The organism is uncultured Gilvimarinus sp. (assembly GCF_963972205.1).
GTDB lineage: Bacteria > Pseudomonadota > Gammaproteobacteria > Pseudomonadales > Cellvibrionaceae > Gilvimarinus > Gilvimarinus japonicus.
Genome location: NZ_CAXAUC010000010.1, coordinates 12509 through 37483, shown reverse-complemented (window position 1 = coordinate 37483; position 24975 = coordinate 12509). Strand labels below are relative to the sequence as shown.

The following is a 24975-nucleotide window of genomic DNA, read 5'->3' as shown; positions in this document are numbered from 1 at the left end:
CTGGCGAGATGTCACTTGCCGGTTCGCAGCGCTGAGTTAACCGCCCCGCTTTATCACCCACCTCACAGTTCCGTGGCAGCTCACCAGCAACCACCTATAACCTTAAGGGTTAAGCGGCATCAAACGTTGTTGACGATTCGCCAGTATTTGCTGCAACATTTTGCGGTGCTGATGCAAACGCCGATCTAGATGGGTGCCAACAGGCTGCGCCAAATAAATCGCCGCCTCTACCTCTAACACCACATCACGATACTCGTTCCGCGCCTCAGGTGAAGACTGGTAGGCCGAACGCCAAAAGCACCGCCAGTGCTCCAACTCAGTGAGTAAAACCCGGCTTGGAGTATGGCTTAAAGACAATAGCTGACGAAACTTTACCGGCTCACTGCGCCGATAAAGCTGCCATTTAGGCCAGAGCAACCAAGCAATGCCCAGCAACGCCAACAACCCAACCAGAGCAACCAGCAGCGGCCACAACCAGGCAAACCGACTGGGGCTGGCAACCACCACAAACGACTGCCCTTTTACCGAGACGGTGCGTACCGTTGCGCTGCTCAGATCGTAATAGCGAATAGCGATATCCGGCAGTACCACTTGCCCTGAATCAGCAACAACCAACTCCTGAGTATCGACCCGGGTGCCAGAGACTTGCCCCTTCGCGGAGTCATACCGGTCACTAACCTGGGGACTCTGGAGGTAGGACTGTAGATTATCGCTATTGGCTTGCTGCAATAGCGGCGGTACAAATAACGCCGAGGTACCCGTGATGGTTGCCGTTACTTGTCGGTTAAAGCTTTGCCCCACAACCACCGGCTGATCAATATTCATCTCTTGGCTAAGAGTAAGATCCTGCGCGATGATAAGTGGCTTTAACGAGGCGGCTGCGGCCGGCACCACCGCGTTAAAGCTTACCGGATCGGGTGTTACCTGTAAGGTAAGTTTTTTTTGATCAGAACCTAAGTAGTGCAACGTTAGGGTGGGCAGATCCAGCTGGTAGTTTCCGCCAGTCATAGGGATTAACGTGTACTCTTTAATCACGCCCGACCAAGTCGATGCCCCTACCCGCTCGGAAGTAGGGTAAGAGCTTTTATCAACGCTAACGCTAATAACATTAAGCGCTTCCACCTCATCAAAATAAACGGGCTTGGTAAACCAAGTGGGCACCAGCACTTTAACCCGCACCACAACTGGCTCACCCACCGTTACCTCCGGGTGATTCACACTGCTGGATAAAGCGGGGACGGGTTGAGCGGGATTGCCATCATTGGCAGGTTGAGCCGCCGCCCAACTAAAACTTACCGAGCATAAACTTAAGAGCAGAATGCATCGCCTCATGGCGCTTCCCCCGCAGATTGTCCGTTTGTTCTGGATTGCGTGGCAGCGGTGTTACCAGAGGCAGCTTCAGTGGCGAACTTTGCCGTTAAGAAATCACTCATATCGGATTCGACACTGCGCATCCACTGATCTTTGGCGTCTTCGCTCAAAGTGTCGGTCACTTGATAATCCTGAGATTCAGCGCCGGCATCCTCACTAACCTTTTTAACATCGACATCTGTTGTAACGCTCTGCTCAAGATCGACATTACCACCTTGATCCAATAAGCTTTGCAACACCGCCTCGACTAGCGCCAAATTGCGCGCGGCTTTGCTATGGTCCGGCTGTTGTTGCAACACTTGTTTGTACCCCGCGATAGCGGCCTCGTACTGGTGCCCCTTAAACAATGCATTGGCGCGGTTATACAAACCGTCGGTCGTGCCTACGGTGGCAAAGATTTGCGCCGAGTGGGTGTAATCACCATAGGCATAAAGTGCCGCGCCCTTCCACATAGGGTCATCAAACAACCCAGCGGCCTTTTTATAGGCTTTGTTGTTGTAGGCAATCATGCCTTGCTGATCCCGACTTAAAAACCAATCAAGTACTTCAGCCTCACTGGCGGGGCTATAAGCCAACGTCCCGAGTAAACCGACAACCGCCAAATGAGTAACGCCATGCGGTAAACGCCGCTTTGGCTGATTATCTCGCGAGATAAAACCGCGCCTAAACCACAGAGCGGCAAATGCCACCAAGGGCCAAACAAAGTACCAGGTCATCTCGCGCAACGGTGTATCACGATCAGCGCTTTGCCACTCGCGATAACGCTCGCTGGCTGCACGGTCGATTTCGACCAGATCTTGTGAGTTGAGGGTCAACCTCTGCACATCCACTTGCTGCAAACGACCGGCCGTAGAGTCATCCAAAGAAAAAGTTTTTGCCGCCCCGCCGGGCTCGGACAAGATGCTGCCATCATCGGTAACGATAACCCCACCTTTCGTGGTAGCAAACTGCCACCAGACAAAAGGATTGGCCAACTTATTAAGGGCCGACACTTGGGCGTGCTCAATGCCATCGGCCGCAAGCACAATCGCCCCGCCACCGGCTTTTTCAAGCTCGCGCTGCGCACTGGCAATCGCCGAAACCACCGCATCACCGGCCCCGCTAGGCATCACATCAGGGTTTAAAGCTTCAATAAACGGTAAAAACACATTGTTGTCTTCCGTCATCGGTAACACTTTATGACTGGTGGCGTTGTAAACAATGAGTGCGGTTTTAGCCCCGGCGCGGTACTGCAGTAAATCACGAATCTTTTGCTTAGCGCGATCCAGCCTGGTAGGCAAGATATCATTGGCCAGCATGCTTTGACTCACTTTAAGAACCACGACAACCGGTGGTTTGTGGTTCGCATCACTTGTAACACGTTGCCACGCCGGCCCTGCGGCCGCAATCGCCAAAAGCAAACTAAAACCAAACACTAGGTCAATGGGTTTTAATTTATCGCGCATACGCTGTTTAGGTGTCAAAGCTGCCACTAAATGCGGTGCGATAACCTCATTCGAGCGATGCCGCCCGCCCAGTGCACGCCGAGACAACCAATACAAAAGTCCAAACACGACAATAAACAGTAACAACCAAGGGCGCAGAAAGTGAAGTCCAAACAAACTCATGCCAAAGCCCTCACCTTATGAGCACTCGCCCACAATCTGAGCATTGCCACTAACAGCACCAACAATGCTAACGCAAGCGGCCAGTGCACCAAGGACGTTTCTTGCCGGGTAACGGGTAGGTCACTTTCTACAGCGGCAACTTTATCGATTTCTTGGTAAACGTTTGTTAGGGCATCGGAGTCCTCAGCGGAATAAAAAGCGCCACCGGTGGTCGCGGCGATTTTTCGCAAGGTATCAAAATCGACACGGTACTGGCCTTCACCGTTTTCATCCCCGATACCGATGGTAAACACTTTTAGCCCCTCTTGACTCGCCACATGGGCGGCATTACTGGGCGACATGCGCGATCCGGTGTCCGCCCCGTCAGTCAGAAGAATCAATATTTTGTCCGTCACCTGGGACGACTCGAAATGTTTGATCGCAAGCCCTATGGCATCACCAATAGCCGTGTGGGGGCCGGCCATTGAAACACTGGTGTCATTTAATAATTGCTCTGCACTGGCCAGGTCCCGGGTAAAAGGCGCCTGCAAGTACGCGCGGGAACCAAACACGATTAAACCAATGCGGTCATTCTGTCGCTCGGCAATATATTGCGACACCACGCCTTTTACAGCATCTAAGCGCCCAATTAACTCGCCGGACTGATCGGGAAAATCACGCTCTTCCATAGAGCCGGATAAATCAATCGCCAACATTATGTCTCGTGTAATGATTTGTTCAGTAACCGGCTCCCCCAATGCCACAGGCTTAGCAAGGGCGGCCACCAGAGCGCCCCACACGAGTGCCGCCAATAAAACATCTAATACACCTTTGCGATACACCTGACTGCCAGCGGCAACTTTTGCGCCACTGGCCTCGGCCGCCAAAGAAAAAAAGGGGATACGTACCGCCAGCGTTTTTTGTCTAAACGCAGGAAGCAAAAAGTACAGCAATAACGGCAAAGGAAGAAGACACAGTAGCCATAAGTGCTTAAACACAATCATAATGCCACCTTAAAGCCAGTTAACCAGTCAATGGCTTGTTGCTTAAGCTGAAGGCGATCAAAACCTTCCTTTTCAGGGTTGCCTTTTTGCAACTGATTAAAGTCAGGAAGGTCCGGCCCATTGGGGTAGTGGCGATTTAAAAACTCAGTCCAATGGCTACCGGTTAAAGAGGCCACTTGCTGGCGAGGAAACTCAGTTAAGGCGCAGCGTTTTAAAATAGCACTGACTTGCCACGGACTAAAATCCTCTGGCAACGAATTAATTTCGGTGATGGCGTAATAGCGATAGCGATTTTGATAGCGGCGATAAAACTTCCACCCAATGGCGATGGCGATAATACCAAGGATTAGCGCTAACAGTACCCACCAACCGGGTCCCTCGGGAATTTTCGCCACTGGACTTGCAGCCACTAAAGGCTCCATTCTGTCGTACAGCTGGTAAAGCTCTAGTTTTTGCAGCTCTTCCTGGCTCTCCATGACTACCTCCGCACCGCAAAAGCTTGCATAAACTGACTCAAAGTATCGGCAGCGGTGTTTAACTCTAACACGGTAATGTTTAATTGCTCTTGCCAGTTTAAAACCGTCGCCCGCCGCTTAGAAAAACTCTTTTGTAAGGTTTGCTGCGTGACATCGCGGCGGGTATCCAGTGTCATTTGCTTTTCACCGTCACTGACCGGCAACTGAACCCCCGCCGGCACCTGCAGTGAGATAGGGTCGCTCACCAGTGCCAAAACCACATCATTATGGGCCGCCATCTGGCTTAGATACTGCTCGGTGGCTTCGTCAATTTCAGCAAAGTCACTGATCACGATTATCAGCTGATCATGCCGAACAAGCCGCGCGGCGGCCTCCAGCGGATGATTTAAGTGCATTTTTTGCTTTGGTGTGGCTAAATTGCTATTAAGTTGAAGGTTTAAATCACTCAACTCACGCACAATTTGCTCGACCATTTGTACTCGTTTACTGGGCTTGAACGACTTAACCTCGGTGTCGTTAAACAGCACTGCGCCAACACGATCACCTTGCGCAAATATACGATAAGCGCAAATTGCCGCCGCCTCACTAGCCGTCACCGACTTCATATTACGTTTAGTACCAAAAAACATATTGATACGCTGATCGACAATCAATACCGCCGAGCGGTCTTTTTCTTCGGCGTAAACGCGCACATGGGGTACACCCGTACGGGCGGTAACGCGCCAATCGATAGTGCGAATATCATCGCCGATACGGTAATCGCGCAGCTCTTCAAAGCTTAACCCACGCCCGCGAATACGTGAGCCGTGGCGTCCGGACAAAATACTTTTGCTATTATGCCGGGGCAAAAAATTCAACTTTCGTGCTTGTCTTTGCAAGCCTTTTAGGTGGGAGAAGTCTGTGTAAATACGCGTATCTAATGTCGTATTGGTTTCGGCTTGATCCTTCATATGGCCATCCGCTTTGGGGTTATACAGACACAGTTACGGCAGTGCCACCAGCTCGATCATCTTTGCAATAACCGCTTCGGCGTTTACACCGGCGCCTTGGGCTTGATAACTTAAGGCCAAGCGGTGGCGAAGAACGTCGGGGGCAATCGCTCGAATATCTTCTGGCAGCACCTGCGCCCGGCCATTCAACCAAGCATGGGTACGCGCGCACTTATCCAACGCAATTGAGGCCCGTGGCGAGGCGCCGATATCAATCCAACGGGCGAGCTCGGCATCGTACTTTTCTGGGGTTCGGCTGGCGTACACCAAGTCAGCCATGTAACGGGCCATGGCGGCATCGACCTCTACGGCCGCGATCTCGTTACGGGCGGCAAATATATCGTCGGCACTGGTAAGCTCGGCGGGCTCGTGAGGTTTTTTAACGCCTTGTTGGGCTTGCTCTTCGAGGCGCACCAGCTCAATGACTTTGACCTCGTCTTCTACCGTTGGGTAATCGACGTTGACCTTCATCAAAAAACGGTCCATCTGCGCCTCAGGCAGCGGGTAGGTACCTTCTTGCTCTACAGGGTTTTGTGTGGCCAATACCATAAACAGAGGGTCCATTTTATGGCTTTTACCGGCTACCGTAATCTGGCGCTCTTCCATTGCCTCTAGCAGAGCTGATTGGACTTTAGCGGGCGCTCGGTTAATTTCATCGGCCAACACAATGTTGGCGAAAATTGGGCCCGGATCAAAGCGAAACTCGCCGCCGCTGTCGTTTTGATAAAACACCTCAGAGCCGGTAATGTCCGAGGGGAGCAAGTCAGGAGTAAACTGTACCCGACTAAACTTGCTGTCTAGGTTTTTGGCCAGCGCTTTAATAGCACGGGTTTTTGCAAGCCCCGGTAAACCTTCAATCAACAAATTACCATTGGCCAGCAAGCCAATCAGTAAACGCTCCACGACCGTTTCCTGGCCAATGATGCTGGCCGACATACGCGCTTTCAGTGCATTGATTTTGTCCAATCCTTTCATCGTTTACTCCCTTCACAGGCGGTTAGGGCTGATTTGTTTTAAGCGTTTTAATCTGTTCAATCATCTGGCTAATTTGCTCGTTGCCGGGGACCAGCTCAGCTAATTTTTTGGCGTATAAAAGCGCTTTATCATACTGTTTAGCACCAATGTACAACTGAGACAAACTATAGCTTATATCTGGGTTGTTTGGCGTCAACTCATAAGCCCGGCGCAATTGCACCAGCGCATCGTTATAGCGCTGACGATCTTGCAACAACAGTGCATAAGTATAGATGAAGCTGGCGTTAGTGGAGCCGTAAGTAACCGCATTTTGCATGTGGGCGATTGCTTGGTCCTTTTTGCCCTGCCGCACCAAGCTCATCGCCAATGCGTAGTGCGCGGCCGAGGCTTCGCGGTTAACCGCAAGTGCCTGCTTAAGCGTTTCTTGCACCTTAGCTTCATTACCGCGAATGCGATAAATATCGGCCAAGTTCACATAAGCGGGAATAAACACCGGCTCTACGTCAATCGCGTCGCGATAATGGTTCTCGGCATTTTTAATCATGCCAAGCTCTTGCGCCAGGTTGCCAAGGTTAGTGTGAGAGAACCCTCGCTCGGCCTGATAATGCTGTACCTGGCGGTACTCATCTAGTGCCGCGTTAAGTCGCGCTTCGTCCGCCTTGCTTAGCGCCGTCTCTGGCGGCTGCGTTAACATGGCGGTTAAGGTTCGCGCCGCTTCAACGCGAATAGGCGCATGAGTATCATCCAGTAAGCTATTAAGCATGCGCCAACGGTCAGTCACTGGGTAAGCGGATGCCGCGGTAATGGCCGCTTGGCGTTTTATCGGGTCTTGATCGCGCACTGACCGCATGATGGCGACAACCGCATTTTGCCCCGGGGTTTGCTCCATACGTGCCAGTGCAGAGGCGCGCACAATATCGGGGTAGCTAACATTCTGCGCAATGCGGGTTAGCTTAGCATCGGCATTAGGCTCTTGGGTGTCGGCAGCAAAGAACGCTTGGGCAAAATGTTCGGAGCCTAAACGATTAGCGTTTGGGTGCCATTGTTCGATCTGATTTTTGGCCCATGCAGGCGACTGATCTTGGTGACAGCCGTTACACGCATTGGGCACACCGGTCTGCTGAGTTAAGTCGGGGCGCGGTACTTTAAAACTGTGATCGCGCCGGGCATCAACTTGCATATAAACCGTTGCGGGCATATGACAATCGACGCAGTAGCTTCCGGTGGTCTCTAGTTTATGGCCATGATGTTTTGTCGACTCAAATGTTTCAGCACTATGACACTGGGTACAGGTTTTGTTTTCGGGCAACTTTAATTCACCTGAGTGCGGATTATGGCAGTTGCTACAAGTGACACCGGCTGCAAACATTTTACTTTGCATAAAGGAGCCCCAAACGTAATCTTCATCCAAGATCTGACCATCGGCATGATATAGCTCAGGGGTAAGTAGCGATGGCTGATAATGCTCAAAAAACTCGTGGGGCGCACCGCGATCACTGGTTTGCGAACGGCGAGAGTGACAGCTGGCACACACCTCGATTTGCTTAGAGGGTTTAATTTCGGCAATAGCCCGCATTAAACCTTCGTCGTTCTCGCGAAACAGCGGCGTTTTTGCACCAATGTAGTGCTCGTAGCCTTTATTGCGAACGTCTTTATCACCTGCGGCCCAAGCAAGGTGCTTATCGGCATTGCCGTGACACGCAGCGCAACTAACATTGATGGCATCATAACTCGACTTAAAAGTGTTACTGTCAAGGTCAAAACCTTTCACAAAATTAGTCGAGTGGCAGTCGGCGCACATTTGGTTCCAGTTCTGTCCCATTTGCGACCAGTGAAATTCATCGTGAGGTTTTTGCTCGGGATGCAATACAAACCAACGTTGTCCGCCTTCCGTTTTTGCTCTGGTATCCCACGCAAACGGAAAAAACTGCAACTTTCCTGGCGACATTTCAAACATGTATTGCTGCAGCGGTTCGTAACCAAAATAGTTTACGACCGGGTACGGGGTCATTTCACCCTTAAGGTTAGGCATGGCAATAAACAACGCACTTCCCTCGTGGTAAAAACGCGCTTGCTCACCCTGATACTCGATAGTTTGATTAGAAAAGTCGCCCCGAACAGAGTCTAGGGTAGCCTCTCCCATGGCATGAAAATGGTGAGAGCCCTGCCAATCGTTCACCTGTTGTTGATGGCAGTTTGCGCACGCGGCCTCATCCGCCAGACAAAAAGGGCTGAACAAACTAACCAGTATCATCCCCCACCAAGCACTCCTCTGCCAAAACCTTTCTTTTTTTTCAGCGTGTTCCTTGCCTGTCACTTAAAACCTCACTCTGCCAATCACTTGCCCTTAACGGCGCATAAAATCACGTTGGAGTTATTACAATATTGTTATAAACCCTTTTGCTTTTATAGGAATAATAGAGGTAGAGATAGTGATTGTATAGCGATACTAATGTTCTTCATTTTTAGTCCCCAACAATTTAATTATTTATTTGGCAGATTTGATACCAGCGTCTAAGCTTTTTAAGCGGTTCTCATAACGGCTACCCAAAAAGACGTTAGAGGAGTGCCACAGTTGTATGCATTTATATGGCGACCTGAATTGGTAATATCCAGGACTTAAAGGAGTAACATCGTGTCCATCATACATTCAAAGTGGAAAAAGCTTGTGGCTTTAGCGGCGCTTACCGTCGGCACCAGTGCCGCGCACGCCGCTGACAAACCTAACATTCTTGTTATCTGGGGGGATGATATTGGCGTGCACAACGTCAGTGCTTACAATCACGGGATTATGGGTTACCAAACTCCCAATATTGATCGGATTGCCAACGAAGGCGCGATGTTCACCGATGCTTACGCTCAGCAATCGTGTACCGCCGGTCGCGCGTCCTTTATTTTGGGGCAGCACCCTTTCCGTACTGGTCTGTTAACCATTGGTATGCCCGGCTCTGATCACGGCATTCCAGATTGGTCGCCGACCATTGCCGACGTATTAAAGGACCAAGGCTACGCAACAGGCCAATTTGGCAAAAACCACTTAGGCGACCAAGACAAACACCTACCTACCAACCACGGCTTTGATGAGTTTTTTGGTAACTTGTATCACCTAAATGCAGAGGAGGAGCCCGAAGGTTACTATTACCCGAAAGACGAAGAGTTTCGTAAGAAATATGGCCCTCGAGGTGTTCTACACTCTACCGCCGATGGCAAAATTGAAGACACCGGTCCATTAACTAAAAAACGCATGGAAACAGCCGATGAAGAGTTTTTAAGCGCTGGCATCGACTTTATGGAGCGTGCCGTTAAAGCAGACAAGCCCTTCTTTGTCTGGATGAACACCACTCGCATGCACGTTTGGACTCATCTAAAGCCTGAGTCCGACGGCGTAACCGGCATCGGCCTATACGCGGACGGCATGGTGGAACACGATAAGTCCGTCGGTGTATTGCTCGATAAACTCGACGAGTGGAAAATCGCGGATAACACTATTGTGGTTTATTCGACCGACAATGGCGCCGAAACCATCAGTTGGCCAGACGGTGGCACAACGCCATTCCACGGCGAAAAAGGCACCACATGGGAAGGCGGTCATCGTGTACCTATGATGGTTCGCTGGCCTGGTGTGGTCGAGCCCGACACGGTGTTCAACGACATTATCTCGCAAGAAGACTGGATGCCCACTTTTGCCGCAGCAGCAGGCGAGCCTGAATTAGTAGAGAAGATGAAAAAGGGCTTCCGCACTAACGGTAAAAAGTTTCGAGTTCATTTAGACGGCTACAATATGATGCCGTGGTTGAGCGGTGAGGAAGATAAATCTCCACGGGATTCGATCTTCTACTTTGGCGCCACTGGCGAGCTTAATGCTGTACGCTGGCAAGATTGGAAAATTCACTTTGCGACCCTATCTGGTGGCATTAACACCGCGGTACGTGAAACTCCTGCCTGGCCGTTAATCATCAACCTGCGCGCGGACCCTTACCAAAAAGGTGCACTGGAATCAGCTATGTACCTCAAATGGTATGCGGAGAACACCATGTGGCTATTTGTACCCGTACAACAAAAAGCAATGGAATTCCTAAAAAGCATTCCTGAATACCCATTCCAAAAAGGCTCTAGCTTAAGCATGAGCGACATCAGCTACAAAACTTTTGAGCAAAAGGAAGCAATGGACAAGCTGAAAAAGCTCGACGCCCTCGTACCACGTAATTAAACACGAGAGTATCCATTAAAAAGTCGCCCAGCTAACGATGGGCGGCTTTTTTTTGGCATTAAATTTAAAATAAAAGTACCGGCGGCGTTAATCTAACAGCTCTACCCCTTATACTATACGCGAGCCGAATGATCGCATAATTAGCTCGTGAGAAGGCTGAGCATCACTAAATTGCGTTTTTCTATTTAGCCATGATATACAGGGCTCGTGCACATTGGCGCATGCCGCTTCTGGCGACCAGACTATAAAGTATGGCTGGCGCTTGCAATAATGTCATTAGCCAGGAATCAAGCAATTACCTAGTAGTCGTTAACTAATAGCGTTCTCGGTGCTGCGCGACCATTCTCGCGCAGGCTTATTGGGCCCACTTTGATCAGGGTCGTCAGGGTCAACGTGATCTGCTCCCCCAGGCAAGCCCGATTCGGCTAAATATTCAGCCATTGCCTCTTGCAATGGTGCGGTGCCACCAGGCAATCCCTGATTGCCAAACAGTCGATTAAATTCCAGCAAATAAGGATGATCACCCACCATGGCCACATCAAAGCCGGCATGATCCACCCCCAGTGTGCTCGCAACACCTAACGCCAGCTCCACGGCCTGAAACGGCACCGGAGAGTGATCGACAATACCGCCGCGCGCGACATTATTGTAAAACCCTTGGTCGGCTTGTAACCGCCAATAAGCGGTTACCATTTTACCGCCGACAATAACCACGCGAATGTCCCGCACGATAGGCAAATACTCTTGTACATAAAGAATATCGGTTAGCGCCCGGTAGCGTTCAAAGTCGGTGCGGTTATTTACCAGCCACACCCCCTCACCCATAGCCGCTTTAGGCAGCTTAACCACAAAGGGCAGCAGCATAGTATCCCACAGCCGGTCGGCCTCGCTGTCGGTGTTCGCAGCAATAAGCGTCCAGGGGGTGTTGTTTGGCGCTATCATTTGAAAGGCCCGGGTCATCTCGACCTTGTCGTGGCCAATTAAATAGCTCGACAGGCTGGGGAAAATGCGGCACCCCAAACCAAACACCAGCGCGTTAACTTGCCAATACTCAGGGAACAGTACCCAGCGGGCCTCTTGCAGCGCTTGCCTGTGCTGCAAATACTGTTCGGGCTTTAAAACGGTCACGCCGTTTAACCCCAAGGTGCGAAATACATTAAACGAGATCATGCTCACAAAACATACACCTGTAAAAAAAGCGGATAATCCGGTGTTTTTGCGTTTCAGGCAAGTAATTTCGTCGCTCGGCGTGCATTATTTGCCAGCAGTACCTGCCATTCGCTATGCTCAAGGGTGATACACCGAAAAACCAACGACGGAGCCAGCCGTTCGTCGCCCAGCCCGCAACAGTACGAGTAACCGCAATGAGCGAGAGTGACCACAAAACCCACCCCGAATCGATCGCAAAAAAAGTCGAGAACGGCCTGCGCACGCTCGACCGTTGGCTCTGGCAGGTGGAAACCGCGCACCGCTCTAAGTTGCATCAACGCTTTTGGCATTTGTCGCGGGTTATAGTCGCGGTTGTACGCGATCTCGTGCGCGGCGATATCACCCTGCACGCTATGAGCTTGGTATACACCACCTTGCTGTCACTGGTGCCTTTTTTGGCACTGAGCTTTTCGGTACTCAAAGGCTTTGGGGTGCACAATCAGCTCGAGCCCATTTTAGACCATATGTTGGCCGCGCCACTGGGTGAGCGAGGGCCCATTGTGGTCGAGAACATTTTAAGCTTTGTCGACAACATCAAAGTTGGGGTGTTGGGGTCGGTGGGGCTCGGGGTATTAATTTATACCGTCATATCCCTGATCCAAAAAATCGAACGTTCGTTTAACGAGATTTGGCGGGTTAGCGAAAGCCGCTCGCTGGCGCAGCGTTTTAGCAGCTACTTAAGTGTCATTATGATCGGCCCGCTGGTGGTGTTTTCGGCCATGGGCGCCACGGCTGCACTCATCAACAGCAGCACCATGCAACACCTTATTGAATTTGCGCCACTGGGTTGGCTTTACGGCTTTTTATCCAGCACGGTGCCTTACCTGGTTATTATTGGGTTGTTCACCTTCCTTTATACATTTATACCCAATACCCGCGTTAAATTAGCCCACGCTTTTTTAGGTGGTGTAGTGGCCGGGGTGATCTGGCAAACCACTATTTTTGGTTTTACGCTCTTTGTTTCGTCATCGACCAAATACACCGCTATTTACTCGGGGTTTGCGGTCGGTATTTTATTGCTTATCTGGCTCTACCTCGCCTGGCTGATTTTGCTGGTAGGCGCCGCCGTAGCATTTTATTCGCAACACGCGCAACAAATTACACGCTCACGGGTTAATCTGCCGTCGGCCCGCATTGACGAATTAACAGGCCTTGCCATTATGCACAAAGTGGCCTGCAATTTTGACCGCGATGAGGGCAGCACCTCAATCGCTAAAATGGAATCCAACTTGTCGGTGGGGCCACAAGAAATTCAACGCATGATTCACAAAATGCTGAAGCACGATTTGGTGATGATCTCGGGCAGCGATGCCAATCGGCTGGTGCCGGCCCGGTCGCTTGATCATATTACCTTGCGCGAAGTGTTACAGGTTTTAAGGCGCCACGAGGGTGTCGTTCCCTCGTCACTACTCGGCAACAGTCCGGTTACAGCGCTAGAGGCTCGTATTGAATCGGGTTTATACGCCGAACTGGGCGAGCAAACGGTGGCCGATTGGATTCGGGCCACCGCAGAGCAACCGCTTATTGCACCGGATGCAGCCGAGTAAATAGCTTTTGCGCAATGGCGGTATTGTCTTGGTGTCCGGCAAATTGCTCGGCATTTACACCGGCGGCAAACACCGGCACATCGCCGCCGGTATGCCCACTGGTAGTCCAGCCCGTGACACTGGCGCGATCAATGGCCGATAATAATGTTGCCCGCAGCTCAGTTTTGGCGGCGTTTTTCTCGGTCTCGGTGCTGGCACGGCGCGAGGCCTTAACCTGCCGCGCAATCGTATTGTATTGTTCGCTGGTAAGCGCAATACCGGTTAACTCAAGCCATGTTTGCTGCCAGTCACTACCAGCGTCTTTTAGTTGACGGGCTAATTCGTTAGCCGATGCTGTTACTCCGCGCACCACAGAGGCACGCCACTCGTACTCGCCGTTGGCCCCCATGCTCAACCCACCGGTGCTGTGATCGGCGGTCATCACCATTACGGTATCGCGGTGTCCGGCAACATAATTACCCACCACTTTTAAGGTCTCTTCGGCATCGCGCATCTCGGCCATCGCACAGGCGATATCGTTGGCATGGCCACACCAGTCAATTTCACTGGCCTCAACCAGCAGAAAGAACGGTTTGTTCTTGGGCAATAAAGCCAGTGCTTTGGCAGTCATCACCGCTAACCGGTTGGCCGGTGGCTGATCTATCGCAAAGGGCAGCCCCTTAGGTGCCAATAGCGCCAAAGCCGGCGCTTTCTCGATACTATCAAGCGAGGCAAAGTCATCGGCGTAGTGATACCCCAGCGCGGTAAACCCGGCCACCAAATCGCGGTTGTCGCGCTTAAAATACTGCTCACCACCGCCGATCAGGACATCGACCCAAGGCTTGCCGTCAATGCGATTATCCAGATACTGGTCGGCAATATCGTCATACTTTTGGCGACTGTCCACATGGGCGGCAAAGCTGGCCGGCGTCGCATGATTGATTTGGCTGGTCGAGACCATCCCCGTGCTGTAGCCGAGCTTTTTCGCCCGCTCCAGCAACGTCTCTACCGGCCGCTTATCCACATCCACAGCAATCGCACCATTATAGGTTTTAATGCCCGCCGACAGCGCCGTAGCCCCGGCGGCAGAGTCTGTCACCAACCCATGCTCATGGGGATGAGTCGCAGAGGTACCGACAAAGTAACGGTCGAACAGAGTGTCTTCGAGCTCGTCAGTCGTGGGGTCATCGGCAAAATGGCGGTAGGCGGTGATGTACTCCATCCCCATGCCATCGCCAATCACGTAAATAACCGACTGCGGCACCGCCGGCTCGGTTGCCGCGGCACTACTGAGCTGCGCGATACACAATAAAGCCGTAGCGGCCAGTGCTTGTTTCATGTTCACTCCACATTCGTTTGAAAGAGGGCTCGGGGCAATTGCGCCCTTCCTTGATGGAACGTATAGTGCCAGATAATTACAAAAAAATAATGACAGTCGCCCATGTCCAGTATTTACACGCCACCACCTAATTTATCAGCCAACCCCTCGGCACATATCGAGTGTCGCCACATCGGCCGAGAACAACAGCCGGTGCTGGTTATTGATGATTTTTTGAACAACCCAGATTGGCTGGTAAAACGAGCGAGCGAAGCGCCGTTCAAACCAGATCCGGGGCTGTTTCCGGGCCACCGGACACCGGCACCCAGCGTGTATACCGATGCCTTAGAGCGTGCCCTACCGCCGCTACTGGCCAAGGTGTTTGACACCCGCCCGGGCGATATCACCCGGGTAGAGTCCAGCTATTCATTAGTAACCCAAACACCTGCATCACTCAAACCGCTGCAGCGCATTCCGCACTTTGACTCGCGCCACCCACGGGAGCTGGCCAGCATTTACTTTTTATGTAATCGGTTAAACGAGCAGTACGGTGGCACCGCCTTCTACCGCCATCGCAGCACCGGGTTTGAGTCGATAACCGAAGAGCGCTTTAAGCGCTATATGCAGGCCCTAGAGGCCGATGCACAACAAGTAGGGCTGCCGGCGGCCGATTATATTTACTCTGACACCAAGGTTTTTGAAAAAATCGCAGAGATACCGGCGCGTTACAACCGCTTAGTACTCTACCCTTGCACCAGTTTACATTCCGGGGTGATCCGCCCCGGGTTTGATTTTTCACAAGAGCCAACCAACGCGCGACTGTCGATTAATAGCTTTTTAGTCAGTCGTTAATGAGTTTAATTGTTTACGATTAATAATATCTAACCACGTGAACCTAACCTAAAAATTAAAATAATAGAGCCAAAGCAATAACATCAACGCTATACAATAAACACAAAAAGGAGTCCCCCTATGAGCTTTTCATCCAAAGAAGCCGCCCAAGCTTACTGGCGCGCTAACATCCGCTGGCTGTTAACACTGCTCGCAATTTGGTTTGCCGTCTCGTACGGCGCCGGCATTTTGTTTGTCGATCAACTCAACAACATTCGCCTAGGCGGCTTTAAACTCGGTTTTTGGTTTGCGCAGCAGGGGTCGATCTATACATTCGTATTACTGATTTTTGTCTACGTCCGCGTGATGAATCAGCTCGATAAAAAATTCGGCGTAGAGGAAGAATAAACCATGGATGTTCAAGTACTCACGTTTCTTATCGTCGGCATTACTTTCGCGCTTTACATTGGTATTGCCATTTGGGCCCGCGCCGCCAGCACCCAAGAGTTTTACGTGGCTGGCGGCCATGTGCCACCGCTGGCCAACGGCATGGCCACCGCGGCCGATTGGATGAGTGCCGCCTCATTTATCTCTATGGCGGGGCTCATCTCGTTTATCGGTTACGACGGCAGCGTTTACCTTATGGGCTGGACCGGCGGCTACGTTTTGCTGGCCTTGTGCCTAGCGCCCTACTTGCGTAAGTTTGGTAAATTTACGGTGCCAGACTTTATTGGCGACCGCTACTATTCGCAAACGGCGCGTACCGTTGCCGTCATTTGTGCCATTTTTGTCTCGTTTACTTATGTTGCCGGGCAAATGCGGGGCGTGGGCGTAGTGTTTTCACGCTTTCTAGAAGTCGACATCACCCTAGGAATTATCATCGGTATGGGTATTGTCTTTTTTTACGCCGTACTCGGCGGCATGAAAGGTATCACCTACACCCAAGTGGCGCAGTACTGCGTGTTGATTTTTGCCTTTATGGTGCCGGCAATCTTTTTAAGTTTAATGATGACCGGCTCTCCTATTCCGCAAATTGGCATGGGCTCCACCATGGCCGATGATCCTAGCGTATACTTACTCGACAAGCTCGATGGCTTAAGTGAATCGCTCGGGTTTAATGCCTACACCGAAGGTAAAAAATCCACCATCGATATGTTTTGCATTACCGCGGCTTTGATGGTCGGCACCGCTGGTTTACCCCACGTTATTGTGCGGTTTTTTACCGTCCCAAAAGTTCGCGACGCCCGTAAAAGCGCCGGCTGGGCGTTGATCTTTATCGCCATTTTATACACCACAGCTCCAGCCATCGCGGTCTTTGCCCGAGTCAACATGATTGACACTATTAATGGCCCCGAGGCCCAAGGGGTAGCCGCGACCGAAGCGCCCGGTTGGATCGACAGCTGGGAAGCCACAGGCTTAGTCGCCTGGGAAGATAAAAACCAAGACGGCCGACTGTTTTACAGTGGTGATGAGCGCAACGAAATGACCATCGACCGCGATATTATGGTGTTGGCAACCCCAGAGATCGCCCGCTTACCCGCTTGGGTGATTGCTCTGATCGCCGCAGGTGGTTTAGCCGCCGCACTCTCCACGGCGGCCGGCCTGTTGTTGGTGATTTCGACGTCTGTTTCTCACGACCTACTTAAGCGCAACCTAATGCCCAATATTAGTGAGAAACAAGAATTGCTGTTTGCCCGTATTGCCGCAGCGGTAGCTATTTGTGTCGCAGGTTACCTCGGCATACATCCACCAGGGTTTGTCGCCGAGGTGGTTGCCTTTGCCTTTGGTTTGGCGGCGGCAAGTTTCTTTCCAGCCATTATCATGGGCATTTTCTTTAAATCCATGAACCGCGAAGGCGCCATCGCCGGCATGATTTGCGGCTTGCTGTTTACCACGATTTACATTTTGGTATTTAAAGGCATTGTGATGGAACCTCTGCTGCCCAACACCCCCGAGTACTGGCTACTGGGAATATCACCCGAAGGCATTGGCACTGTCGGCATGGTCATTAACGTGATCGTGGCGATTTCGGTTTGGAAAGTAACACCTCCAGCACCGCCAGAGGTACAAGAACTCGTCGAATCGATTCGCTACCCGCAACAAATTAAAGCCTAAGCTTTTTCGCTAACATTAATGACAAATGTCACCCGCAATGGGTGACATTGCTCAATGGTTTAGCGCCTCGGGGCAAAGCACAATAACACCTGAATAATACTACTCAGGAGCTGCACCCATGCTTATTGCCCTATTCGACTATTTATCAACCACAGCGGCGTGCACCTATAGCTTGCTGTGCGAGGTGTCGCCTTGGCTGGAGCAATGGGCTAAAGTCACCTTGAGTGCCAATTTACTCATGCTGGCGCTCGCCGGCTACTTGTGCACCCAACATTGAGGCAAAGCATGAGCCACTCCCATCTAGCAACAACGCAACCGCAAACAGCCGGTAGTATCCATTACTTTAAAAATGACCGACTCTATTATGTTTGGTTAATTTTTAGCGCTTATTATTTTATTCCTATTTTTGTGATTCCCCTTAGCGGGTGGGCGTTAGTGTTGGCCCTACTCGGTTACGGCGCTTTTGTCAGCACCTATATCGGCGTTCGATACTTACCGCAAAACCGCTGGTATCTTGCCATTATCGCAATGCTTAGTATCGCCACAGCTTGCTCTTTTATCACGCCAGGCGCGTCTAACTTTTTTATGTACAGCGGCTTTTTTCTCGGTGTCATGCTACCACTAGGTTATTTTATCGGCGCCGTGAGTTTAGTGTTACTTGGCACCTACTTTTTGGGCGAGGCGCTACACTATCCGTTCTTGTTTTTTAGCCTATACATTATGATTGGTGCACCTACCATAGGCATGATCGGCGTTATCGAGCGAATGCGAGTACAAAATGCCAAACGCGAGCAACAGTCAACCGAGCAAATCCGCTCGCTGGCGCAATCGCTTGAGCGCGAGCGCATTGCCCGCGATTTACACGACGTTATAGGCCATACCCTGTCAACCATCGCATTAAAAGCCGAGCTGGCGCAAAAGCTACTGTTGCGTGAAAAATCCGAGCAAGCCGCTAACGAGTTAACGCAACTGCAAGCCATTACCCGCGACGGCTTACGTCAAGTGCGCGAAACCATTAGCGGTGTACACCGCACTAATCTAGCCGATGAACTCATCAACTTAGCGCTGCGTATGCGCGAACAGAACATACAATTTTTGCAAACCGGTGCCATCCCCGCACTTGATAAAAAAACCGACAATGCCTTAGCGCTGATTCTGCGCGAGCTAACCACAAACTTGCTACGCCACAGCAATGCTGACCGGTGTGAACTAGCATTTAAAAATGACGATGATGTGCACACTATGACCGTAAGCGACAACGGCACACTCGACGACCTAACCGAAGGCAACGGTTTAACCGGCATAAGACAACGACTTCACTTACTCGGCGGCCAACTTAGCATTACGACCGTCAATGGCTTTTGCGTTAAAATCACGCTACCTAAAGACCCAGACAAAACAGGCCCCGCCTCATGAGGATTCTATTAGCCGAAGATCAAGCCATGTTGCGCGGCGCGCTTAGCGCACTACTAGAGCTGGAGCCGTCATTCAAAGTAACAACGGCAAGCGACGGGCTACAGGCCCAAGCGGCACTGCGTGAACACGCTTTTGATATATTGCTAACGGATATTGAGATGCCAGGGCTTAGTGGGCTGGAGTTAGTCGCGTGGCTGCGCGCGCAACAAAACCCGCTGGCCAGCATTATTATTACCACGTTTAATCGCGCCGGTTTTATTCGCCGCGCACTGGAGTTAGACGTCGGTGGTTTTTTACTCAAAGACGCCCCTTCGGACCAATTGGTGGATGCGATCTACCGTGTTAAAAGAGGAGAGCGCGTTATCGCGAGCGAGTTAGCCCTACAGGCGCTGGGCGATAAAGATCCGTTGACCGATAAAGAGCGCCGTGCCTTAAGACTCGCTCACGAAGGGTTAAGCACTGCGCAGATAGCGCAAAAACTCTGTTTGTCAGACGGGACAGTACGCAATTATTTATCCGAGGCCATCAGCAAGCTAGGCGCAGGCAACCGGGTCGAGGCCGCGCGTATTGCGCGGCACAAGGGTTGGTTGTAGCGCTATAGTAGCGCCCTTAACGCACCGAAACCTGAAACGAGTCCACCAATTGATGCAAGGTGACGGCGGTATTTTGTAAGCGGTCCGAGCTACCGCGCAACACTCGATACACTTGGTTCATCGCATCGCTGGAGCTCGCCACCTCGCGCACCCGGTCACCACTTTGACGGCTGGTTTGCTCGATATGCTGAATGGCGTCAAACATCTGTGCCACGATCTCATGCAGCTCGGCGTTATCGGTGGACGACTCTTCAGCTAAGCGCAAACCTCGGTCGACCTCCTCGACGCTGGACTCCATATAAATGGCCGCTTTTTGCGACTCGGATTGAATCGAAAGTATTTTTGCACTGATGTCTTCGGCCACTTGAGCGGTCCGACCGGCAAGCGAGCGCACCTCTTCGGCCACCACAGAAAACCCCCGGCCGTGTTCACCGGCACGGGCAGCCTCAATTGCCGCGTTGAGCGCTAGTAAGTTTGTTTGCTCGGTAATACCACCAATCATCGTCACCATACTGGCGATTTCCGAGGTTTGTGTATTGAGCCGGTGAATCGTCTCGGCGGAGCGTTCAACCACATCGCGAATCGACTGCGTCCCCGTTTGCACCTGTGCGAGTTGCTCGCGCGCTTGCGCGACCACCTCATCCATGGTGGCTTTCATTTGATTCGCGGTCACACTGGCGTTGCTGATCTCGCTGATTTGATCTTCCACCAACGCCAACATCTGCTCGACAGAGCTGGATACGGTTTGCGAGCTACTGCGCGCCTGCTCGTTGCGCGTCAGCATTTGGTCGCTGTTACTTTTTACATCGTTGGCGGCGCCGATCACCTCACCCACAATATTATCGAGATTATCAATAAAGCTATTGGTCCAGCGGCCTAAATCGCCGGTTTCGTCCGGTGCGAGTTTACGAGTGTCCAATCGCTGGCGTAAGTTTCCGCCGCCCTCCGCAATGGTATGAATCATCTCTGTCATTTTACCAATACGCCGCGCTAATCGGCGCGGCCCTCGCTGACGAAACACCAGAGCACTGGCCGCAAGCAAGCCTGCCGTTGCGACGTTGATTGCCCACAAAGGCAATTCGGTAACGCTGTGCAGCAGAGCATTACCACCAAACACCAGCAATACTGACAAGGCGTACTGACGCATCATGGTGTAGGTTACCGAGCGAAACCGATACACCTCTTCCAAATCGCCTTCACACATCATACCCCAGCGGTCGGGCGAGCCTTTTAACGAAAAGGTCACGCCTTTGCCAATCACGGGAATATGGCGGTAGTCCGAATAACCGGGATAAGTCACAAATAAATTACTGCCGTTTTTTATGGTCTCGCGCACGCCAGGGTGCAACTGACCGGTAGCCGGGTCGGTAAAGCGGATTTCAAACTCCGTATGCTCGCGCACCCCAACCACACCCCAGTGAGTGTTAATACCAGATTTGAGGTTTTCACCGTGAGAGAATGTGCTGTCCTCAAAGCGCGAGCGTGATAGCGCCGTACCCACTGCGATCGAGCGATCAAACCTAGGCTCAACCATAAACAAATAATTATCGCCGGACTCAGTAAAAATATGCCCCGCCTCTCGCTGAATTAAATCACTTAACACATCATTGGGGTAACGGGCGCACAAGCTGCCAGGATTACCGTCGGTCAAGGTTACCGGCAAATAAAACATCAACGTGACAGCGTCGTGAAACTTAGAGCTGGAGGGTCCGATTTTTTCGGTTAGCGCATCCACATAGGGCCCGTGTAAAAACGGCTCGGCCAAACCCGCCGCGACGGCCTTACTGTCTAAATCACGCGCGCTTTTACGACTGGCGTAAGTCGATTCAATCACTTGACCGGTAGAGTCGATCAAAAACAACTCGGAGCAATCTTTCATCCGCTGATGCTGCTTTGGTAGCAACGTCTCTTGCTGGACATCGTCTCCCGCCAAGCGCGCAGCCACGCTTTCTAGATGACGCCACTGTGATTCCACCCATTGGTGCATTAACCGAATACGGGTGTTGGCAATACTCTCGAAGGCTTGTTCCATCAGAGCATAACGGTTGCGGTTTACCCGGCACGACCAGCGTAAGGCAAACTTACCGTTAGCGCCAAACCAGTCTAACCAGTGGCGCTCAGGCCCAGACAATTGCATTTGCTGACTTTTTAAGCTCATGGCGGACTTCCTTTGCGGCAACCCCTTCTGTGAGGGCTGGGGTACGTAATCTGAATATTGATATTTGCAGATTTCAGGCCAACAAAGTCGCATTATTCAACACAGAGAAATCACGACCTCAGAGGCCTAACCACAAGTATGAGCGCACCAAAACAAAGCGACGCACCATTACGGAGCGCCGATTTAGGGCAAATCGTTAAAACAATGCTCGGGGTTAATACGACACTCGGGCGAGTGTCGTCGTAGTGTCAGCGGCCACAAGGCCGATGATGGATCTAGCGGGAAAACACCACGGTTTTACTGCCATTGAGCAGCACCCGGTGCTCGGCGTGCCAGCGCAATGCGCGGTTGAGGACCACAGCCTCGATATCACGGCCGATCTCGGCCATGCCCTCGGGCGAGTTAACGTGTGACACGCGCTCTACGGCCTGCTCGATAATCGGACCTTCATCCAAATCGGCGGTGACAAAGTGGGCCGTTGCGCCAATCAGTTTAACCCCGCGCTCGTAAGCTTGGTGGTACGGCTTGGCGCCTTTAAAGCCGGGTAAAAAGGAATGATGAATATTAATCGCCCGACCTTCAAGCTTGCGGCACAAGTCGTCGGACAAAATCTGCATATAGCGCGCGAGCACTAAACAATCCGCTTGGCGCTCTTGCATCAGCTGCCAAATAGCCGCCTCTTGTGCGGGTTTGGTTTCGGCGGTGATGGGTAAATGGTAAAAAGGCAAATCGTACCACTCGGTTAACGGCCGCATTACCTCATGGTTAGACACCACGCCGACAATATCGATAGGTAACGAGCCATTCTTCCAGCTGTTGAGCAAACTGTTAAGACAGTGCCCCCACTGAGACACCGCAATCAGTACCTTGGGTTTGCAAGCGGTATCGCTGATTTGCCAATCCATTTGATACTGCTCGGCAACCGGCGCAAACAATGCGTTGATATCGTCCATATTGACGCCATCTGGGCAATCAAACACCGTGCGCATAAAAAAGCGGCGGCAGTCGGTATCCTCAAACTGGGACGACTCGGTAATGTTGTAACCGCGCTCGGCAAATAAGCTGGCCACTCGCGCCACCAACCCTCGTTGATCCTGACAACTAAAAGTCAACACGATTTCTTGTACATTTGCCATAGCGTTTGCGCTCTCACTCCACTGCGGTTACCGGCCTGCCAATACGGGCCGCGCAAAGACTATCCTATCGCCCCAACGGACTCAAGGGCAGCGCCAATAATACCAACGGCAAACGGTTAAGGTGCAACCCCGTGCAGCACCCACGCCAACACCAGCGGCAAGGTAATAAAAGCCATGGCAGTCGAGGTCACCACCATAGCGGCAACCTCTTGATAGTCGCGCTCGTAACGCAAGCTTAAAATATAAGTAAACACCGCGACGGGCATTGCCGATTGCAACAAGACTACCCCGCGCTCTGTGCCGCTTAAGCCCAGCGCACCCACCACTAGGTAGGCCACTGCCAAACCGCCCCCGATACGCAATGCACTAAACGATACACTGCGCTTTAACTTTTTGACCTTTAAGCGACCGAGCGAGACCCCCAAGGTAATCATCATTAACGGAATCGCAAACCCACCCAGCAAGTCCAGCGTATTAGCCAGCCACAAAGGGACCGGAGTATCGCTTAACAGCAACCCAACGGCCACCAACATGGCCCACAGCACGGGCTGACTTAGCACGGCTTTACACATGGCCTTCGGGCCATGGCCGCCGGCCACCACCGCAAGTCCCATGGTAAACGTGATCAAGATCATCACCAAAAAATACCCCAGTGCCAGCGCCAAGCCGTGCTCGCCAAAGGCAAACAAACAAACCGGTAATCCCATGTTCCCATTGTTGGGCAGCACCATGGGAGGTAAATAGGTGGCTACATCAAGGCCCTTTATACGCAACAGGCAATAACCCAAAAGTCCCGTGATGCCCAGCACCAATGCCGCAGCCAACGCGACACGCGATATACTGGCAAGCTCTACCTCAGTACTGGCCATTGATGAGACGATTAGGCAGGGCGTGCCCACGGTCATGACCAAGCGGCCAATAAAATCCGATGGGTAATCGGCACCCGAACGGGCCCAAATAAATCCTATGGCGGTGGCAATAAACACCGGAGCCAATATGGGCAATAAATGTAAAAACAACACTAAGGGCACCTCTAACTTCAGGCAGTTACGAGCAATACATTAACAAATGCAGGTAATTTGGGGATGTGGTGTGAGACGGTAGAGGACGACATTACTCATTATAGGCTAATCTACTCTTTACAGGTCGAATATGAGTCGCCACCAATGATTAGAAATACGCTAGGAGCACCTATGATCTTTCGTACTGCAAGCCTTGCCACCCTAACCTGCTTAGCCATGACCGCAACCGCTTACGCGGATGACTCAACGCTGCAGTTTAAATTTGGCGCATTTCAGCAAAATACCGACGTCACCGTGGCCTCAGGGATTAATGATACCGGTGAACCGGGTACCGAGCTGAGCTTGGAAGACTTGGGCCATGACAACACCGACACCAACCCTTGGTTTAGCGCGACATGGCAACTCAGTGAGAACTGGCAACTGTGGGGTAATTACTCCAGCTTCTCTAGCGGTGCCGACACTGCCATTGATTTTTCATTCGACTTTGGTGATTTAGATATCCCGCAAGACATCGACGAGCTAGAGGGCACCTTGATGACCCGCTCAGACTTTGATGCCAACGTATACGTGGTTAATTTAGGTTATAACCTCTACCAATCACCCAGCACCGAGGTGGACCTAGGGCTGGGCCTGCATGTCGTGGATATGGCAATGACCATTGATGCGCGAGTAGAAACCGAAGAGGCAACCCGCGAAATCGGTACCGGTAAAAGTGACGTCAGCGCCCCACTCCCTAACGTGGTGCTATTTGCCAGTCACGACCTCGGCTCGCGCTGGACGCTCTCTTCGACACTAGGCTGGCTCTCGCTCAAATACGATGAATACGACGGCAGCCTCACCGCGGCCGATGTCGAGATCGATTACACGCTTACCCCCCATATCGGCATAGGCGCAGGTTACCGCTGGGTAGACTACAGCGTGACACAAACCAAGCCCAAGGTAACCAACAGTTTTGACGCCACTTTTAGCGGCCCCACCGCCTATGTATCCGTGCGATTTTAAGCCGGTGGAGCAACACTCACCGACGGTCAAATCTAAAC

General features: G+C 51.7%; 21 protein-coding genes. 9 read left to right on the top strand and 12 right to left on the bottom strand.

Annotation, left to right across the window (positions count from 1 at the left end; translation table 11 throughout):
• Positions 1-102: 102 nt before the first annotated feature.
• Genes AACY82_RS14120 through AACY82_RS14090 form a run of 7 tightly spaced genes read right to left on the bottom strand, consistent with a single transcriptional unit; the run spans position 103 to position 8655 of the window.
• Positions 103-1332 (bottom strand): hypothetical protein, encoded by a 1230-nt coding sequence (locus tag AACY82_RS14120; protein WP_339617487.1) that lies wholly within the window; start codon positions 1330-1332, stop codon positions 103-105.
• Positions 1329-2978: a VWA domain-containing protein gene (locus tag AACY82_RS14115; RefSeq protein ID WP_339617486.1), complete on the bottom strand. Its 1650-nt coding sequence runs from the start codon at positions 2976-2978 to the stop codon at positions 1329-1331. The genes AACY82_RS14120 and AACY82_RS14115 overlap by 4 nt, the downstream gene beginning before the upstream one ends.
• Positions 2975-3961, bottom strand: a complete 987-nt coding sequence (locus AACY82_RS14110) for a VWA domain-containing protein (protein ID WP_339617485.1) — start codon at positions 3959-3961, stop codon at positions 2975-2977. Before AACY82_RS14110 ends, AACY82_RS14115 begins: the two co-directional genes overlap by 4 nt.
• Positions 3958-4437 carry a DUF4381 domain-containing protein gene (locus AACY82_RS14105; protein ID WP_339617484.1) on the bottom strand — a complete coding sequence of 160 codons (480 nt, stop codon included), beginning with the start codon at positions 4435-4437 and terminating at the stop codon, positions 3958-3960. The genes AACY82_RS14110 and AACY82_RS14105 overlap by 4 nt, the downstream gene beginning before the upstream one ends.
• Before the next feature lie 2 nt (positions 4438-4439).
• Positions 4440-5387, bottom strand: coding sequence for a DUF58 domain-containing protein (locus AACY82_RS14100; RefSeq protein ID WP_339617482.1), 948 nt, complete (start codon positions 5385-5387; stop codon positions 4440-4442).
• Between the two features lie 33 nt (positions 5388-5420).
• A complete protein-coding gene (locus tag AACY82_RS14095; RefSeq protein WP_339617481.1) occupies positions 5421-6401 on the bottom strand; it encodes a MoxR family ATPase in 981 nt (326 codons plus the stop codon).
• Positions 6402-6423: 22 nt separating this feature from the next.
• On the bottom strand, positions 6424-8655 hold the full coding sequence (locus AACY82_RS14090) for a tetratricopeptide repeat protein (RefSeq protein ID WP_339617480.1): 2232 nt from the start codon (positions 8653-8655) through the stop codon (positions 6424-6426).
• A gap of 381 nt (positions 8656-9036) precedes the next feature.
• Between AACY82_RS14090 and AACY82_RS14085 the strand changes: the two genes are divergently transcribed.
• Entirely contained in the window at positions 9037-10611 is a 1575-nt protein-coding gene (locus AACY82_RS14085) for an arylsulfatase (RefSeq protein ID WP_339617479.1), read from the top strand.
• Positions 10612-10920: 309 nt separating this feature from the next.
• Here AACY82_RS14085 and AACY82_RS14080 read toward each other — a convergent pair whose 3' ends face one another.
• Positions 10921-11781, bottom strand: coding sequence for a hypothetical protein (locus AACY82_RS14080; protein WP_339617531.1), 861 nt, complete (start codon positions 11779-11781; stop codon positions 10921-10923).
• A gap of 194 nt (positions 11782-11975) precedes the next feature.
• Here AACY82_RS14080 and AACY82_RS14075 point away from each other — a divergent pair, with 194 nt between their 5' ends.
• On the top strand, positions 11976-13367 hold the full coding sequence (locus AACY82_RS14075; RefSeq protein ID WP_339617478.1) for a YihY/virulence factor BrkB family protein: 1392 nt from the start codon (positions 11976-11978) through the stop codon (positions 13365-13367).
• On the opposite strand, the gene AACY82_RS14070 is transcribed toward AACY82_RS14075, so the two are convergent.
• Entirely contained in the window at positions 13342-14685 is a 1344-nt protein-coding gene (locus AACY82_RS14070) for an alkaline phosphatase (protein WP_339617477.1), read from the bottom strand. The two genes, AACY82_RS14075 and AACY82_RS14070, sit on opposite strands and share 26 nt — an antisense overlap.
• A 102-nt stretch (positions 14686-14787) precedes the next feature.
• Between AACY82_RS14070 and AACY82_RS14065 the strand changes: the two genes are divergently transcribed.
• The 6 genes from AACY82_RS14065 to AACY82_RS14040 all read left to right on the top strand — a co-directional run bounded on the left by AACY82_RS14065 (position 14788) and on the right by AACY82_RS14040 (position 19619).
• On the top strand, positions 14788-15516 hold the full coding sequence (locus AACY82_RS14065) for a DUF6445 family protein (RefSeq protein WP_339617476.1): 729 nt from the start codon (positions 14788-14790) through the stop codon (positions 15514-15516).
• Positions 15517-15636: 120 nt separating this feature from the next.
• Positions 15637-15903 (top strand): DUF4212 domain-containing protein, encoded by a 267-nt coding sequence (locus AACY82_RS14060; protein ID WP_339617475.1) that lies wholly within the window; start codon positions 15637-15639, stop codon positions 15901-15903.
• A 3-nt stretch (positions 15904-15906) separates the two neighbouring features.
• The gene (locus AACY82_RS14055) at positions 15907-17610 is read left to right on the top strand and encodes a sodium:solute symporter family protein (protein ID WP_339617474.1); all 1704 of its coding nucleotides are present in this window, start codon (positions 15907-15909) and stop codon (positions 17608-17610) included.
• A 118-nt stretch (positions 17611-17728) separates the two neighbouring features.
• A complete protein-coding gene (locus AACY82_RS14050) occupies positions 17729-17887 on the top strand; it encodes a hypothetical protein (protein WP_339617473.1) in 159 nt (52 codons plus the stop codon).
• Between the two features lie 8 nt (positions 17888-17895).
• Complete coding sequence (locus AACY82_RS14045; protein ID WP_339617472.1) at positions 17896-19026, top strand: sensor histidine kinase; 1131 nt, start codon at positions 17896-17898, stop codon at positions 19024-19026.
• Positions 19023-19619, top strand: coding sequence for a response regulator transcription factor (locus AACY82_RS14040; protein WP_339617471.1), 597 nt, complete (start codon positions 19023-19025; stop codon positions 19617-19619). Before AACY82_RS14045 ends, AACY82_RS14040 begins: the two co-directional genes overlap by 4 nt.
• A 16-nt stretch (positions 19620-19635) precedes the next feature.
• Here the strand turns inward: AACY82_RS14040 and AACY82_RS14035 are convergent, their stop codons facing one another.
• The 3 genes from AACY82_RS14035 to AACY82_RS14025 all read right to left on the bottom strand — a co-directional run bounded on the left by AACY82_RS14035 (position 19636) and on the right by AACY82_RS14025 (position 23935).
• A complete protein-coding gene (locus tag AACY82_RS14035; protein WP_339617470.1) occupies positions 19636-21777 on the bottom strand; it encodes a methyl-accepting chemotaxis protein in 2142 nt (713 codons plus the stop codon).
• 275 nt (positions 21778-22052) lie between these two features.
• On the bottom strand, positions 22053-22913 hold the full coding sequence (gene purU / locus AACY82_RS14030) for a formyltetrahydrofolate deformylase (protein WP_339617469.1): 861 nt from the start codon (positions 22911-22913) through the stop codon (positions 22053-22055).
• Positions 22914-23029: 116 nt separating this feature from the next.
• The gene (locus AACY82_RS14025; RefSeq protein ID WP_339617468.1) at positions 23030-23935 is read right to left on the bottom strand and encodes an AEC family transporter; all 906 of its coding nucleotides are present in this window, start codon (positions 23933-23935) and stop codon (positions 23030-23032) included.
• Positions 23936-24106: 171 nt separating this feature from the next.
• Here AACY82_RS14025 and AACY82_RS14020 point away from each other — a divergent pair, with 171 nt between their 5' ends.
• Positions 24107-24937, top strand: a complete 831-nt coding sequence (locus AACY82_RS14020; RefSeq protein ID WP_339617467.1) for a hypothetical protein — start codon at positions 24107-24109, stop codon at positions 24935-24937.
• Positions 24938-24975: the final 38 nt, after the last annotated feature.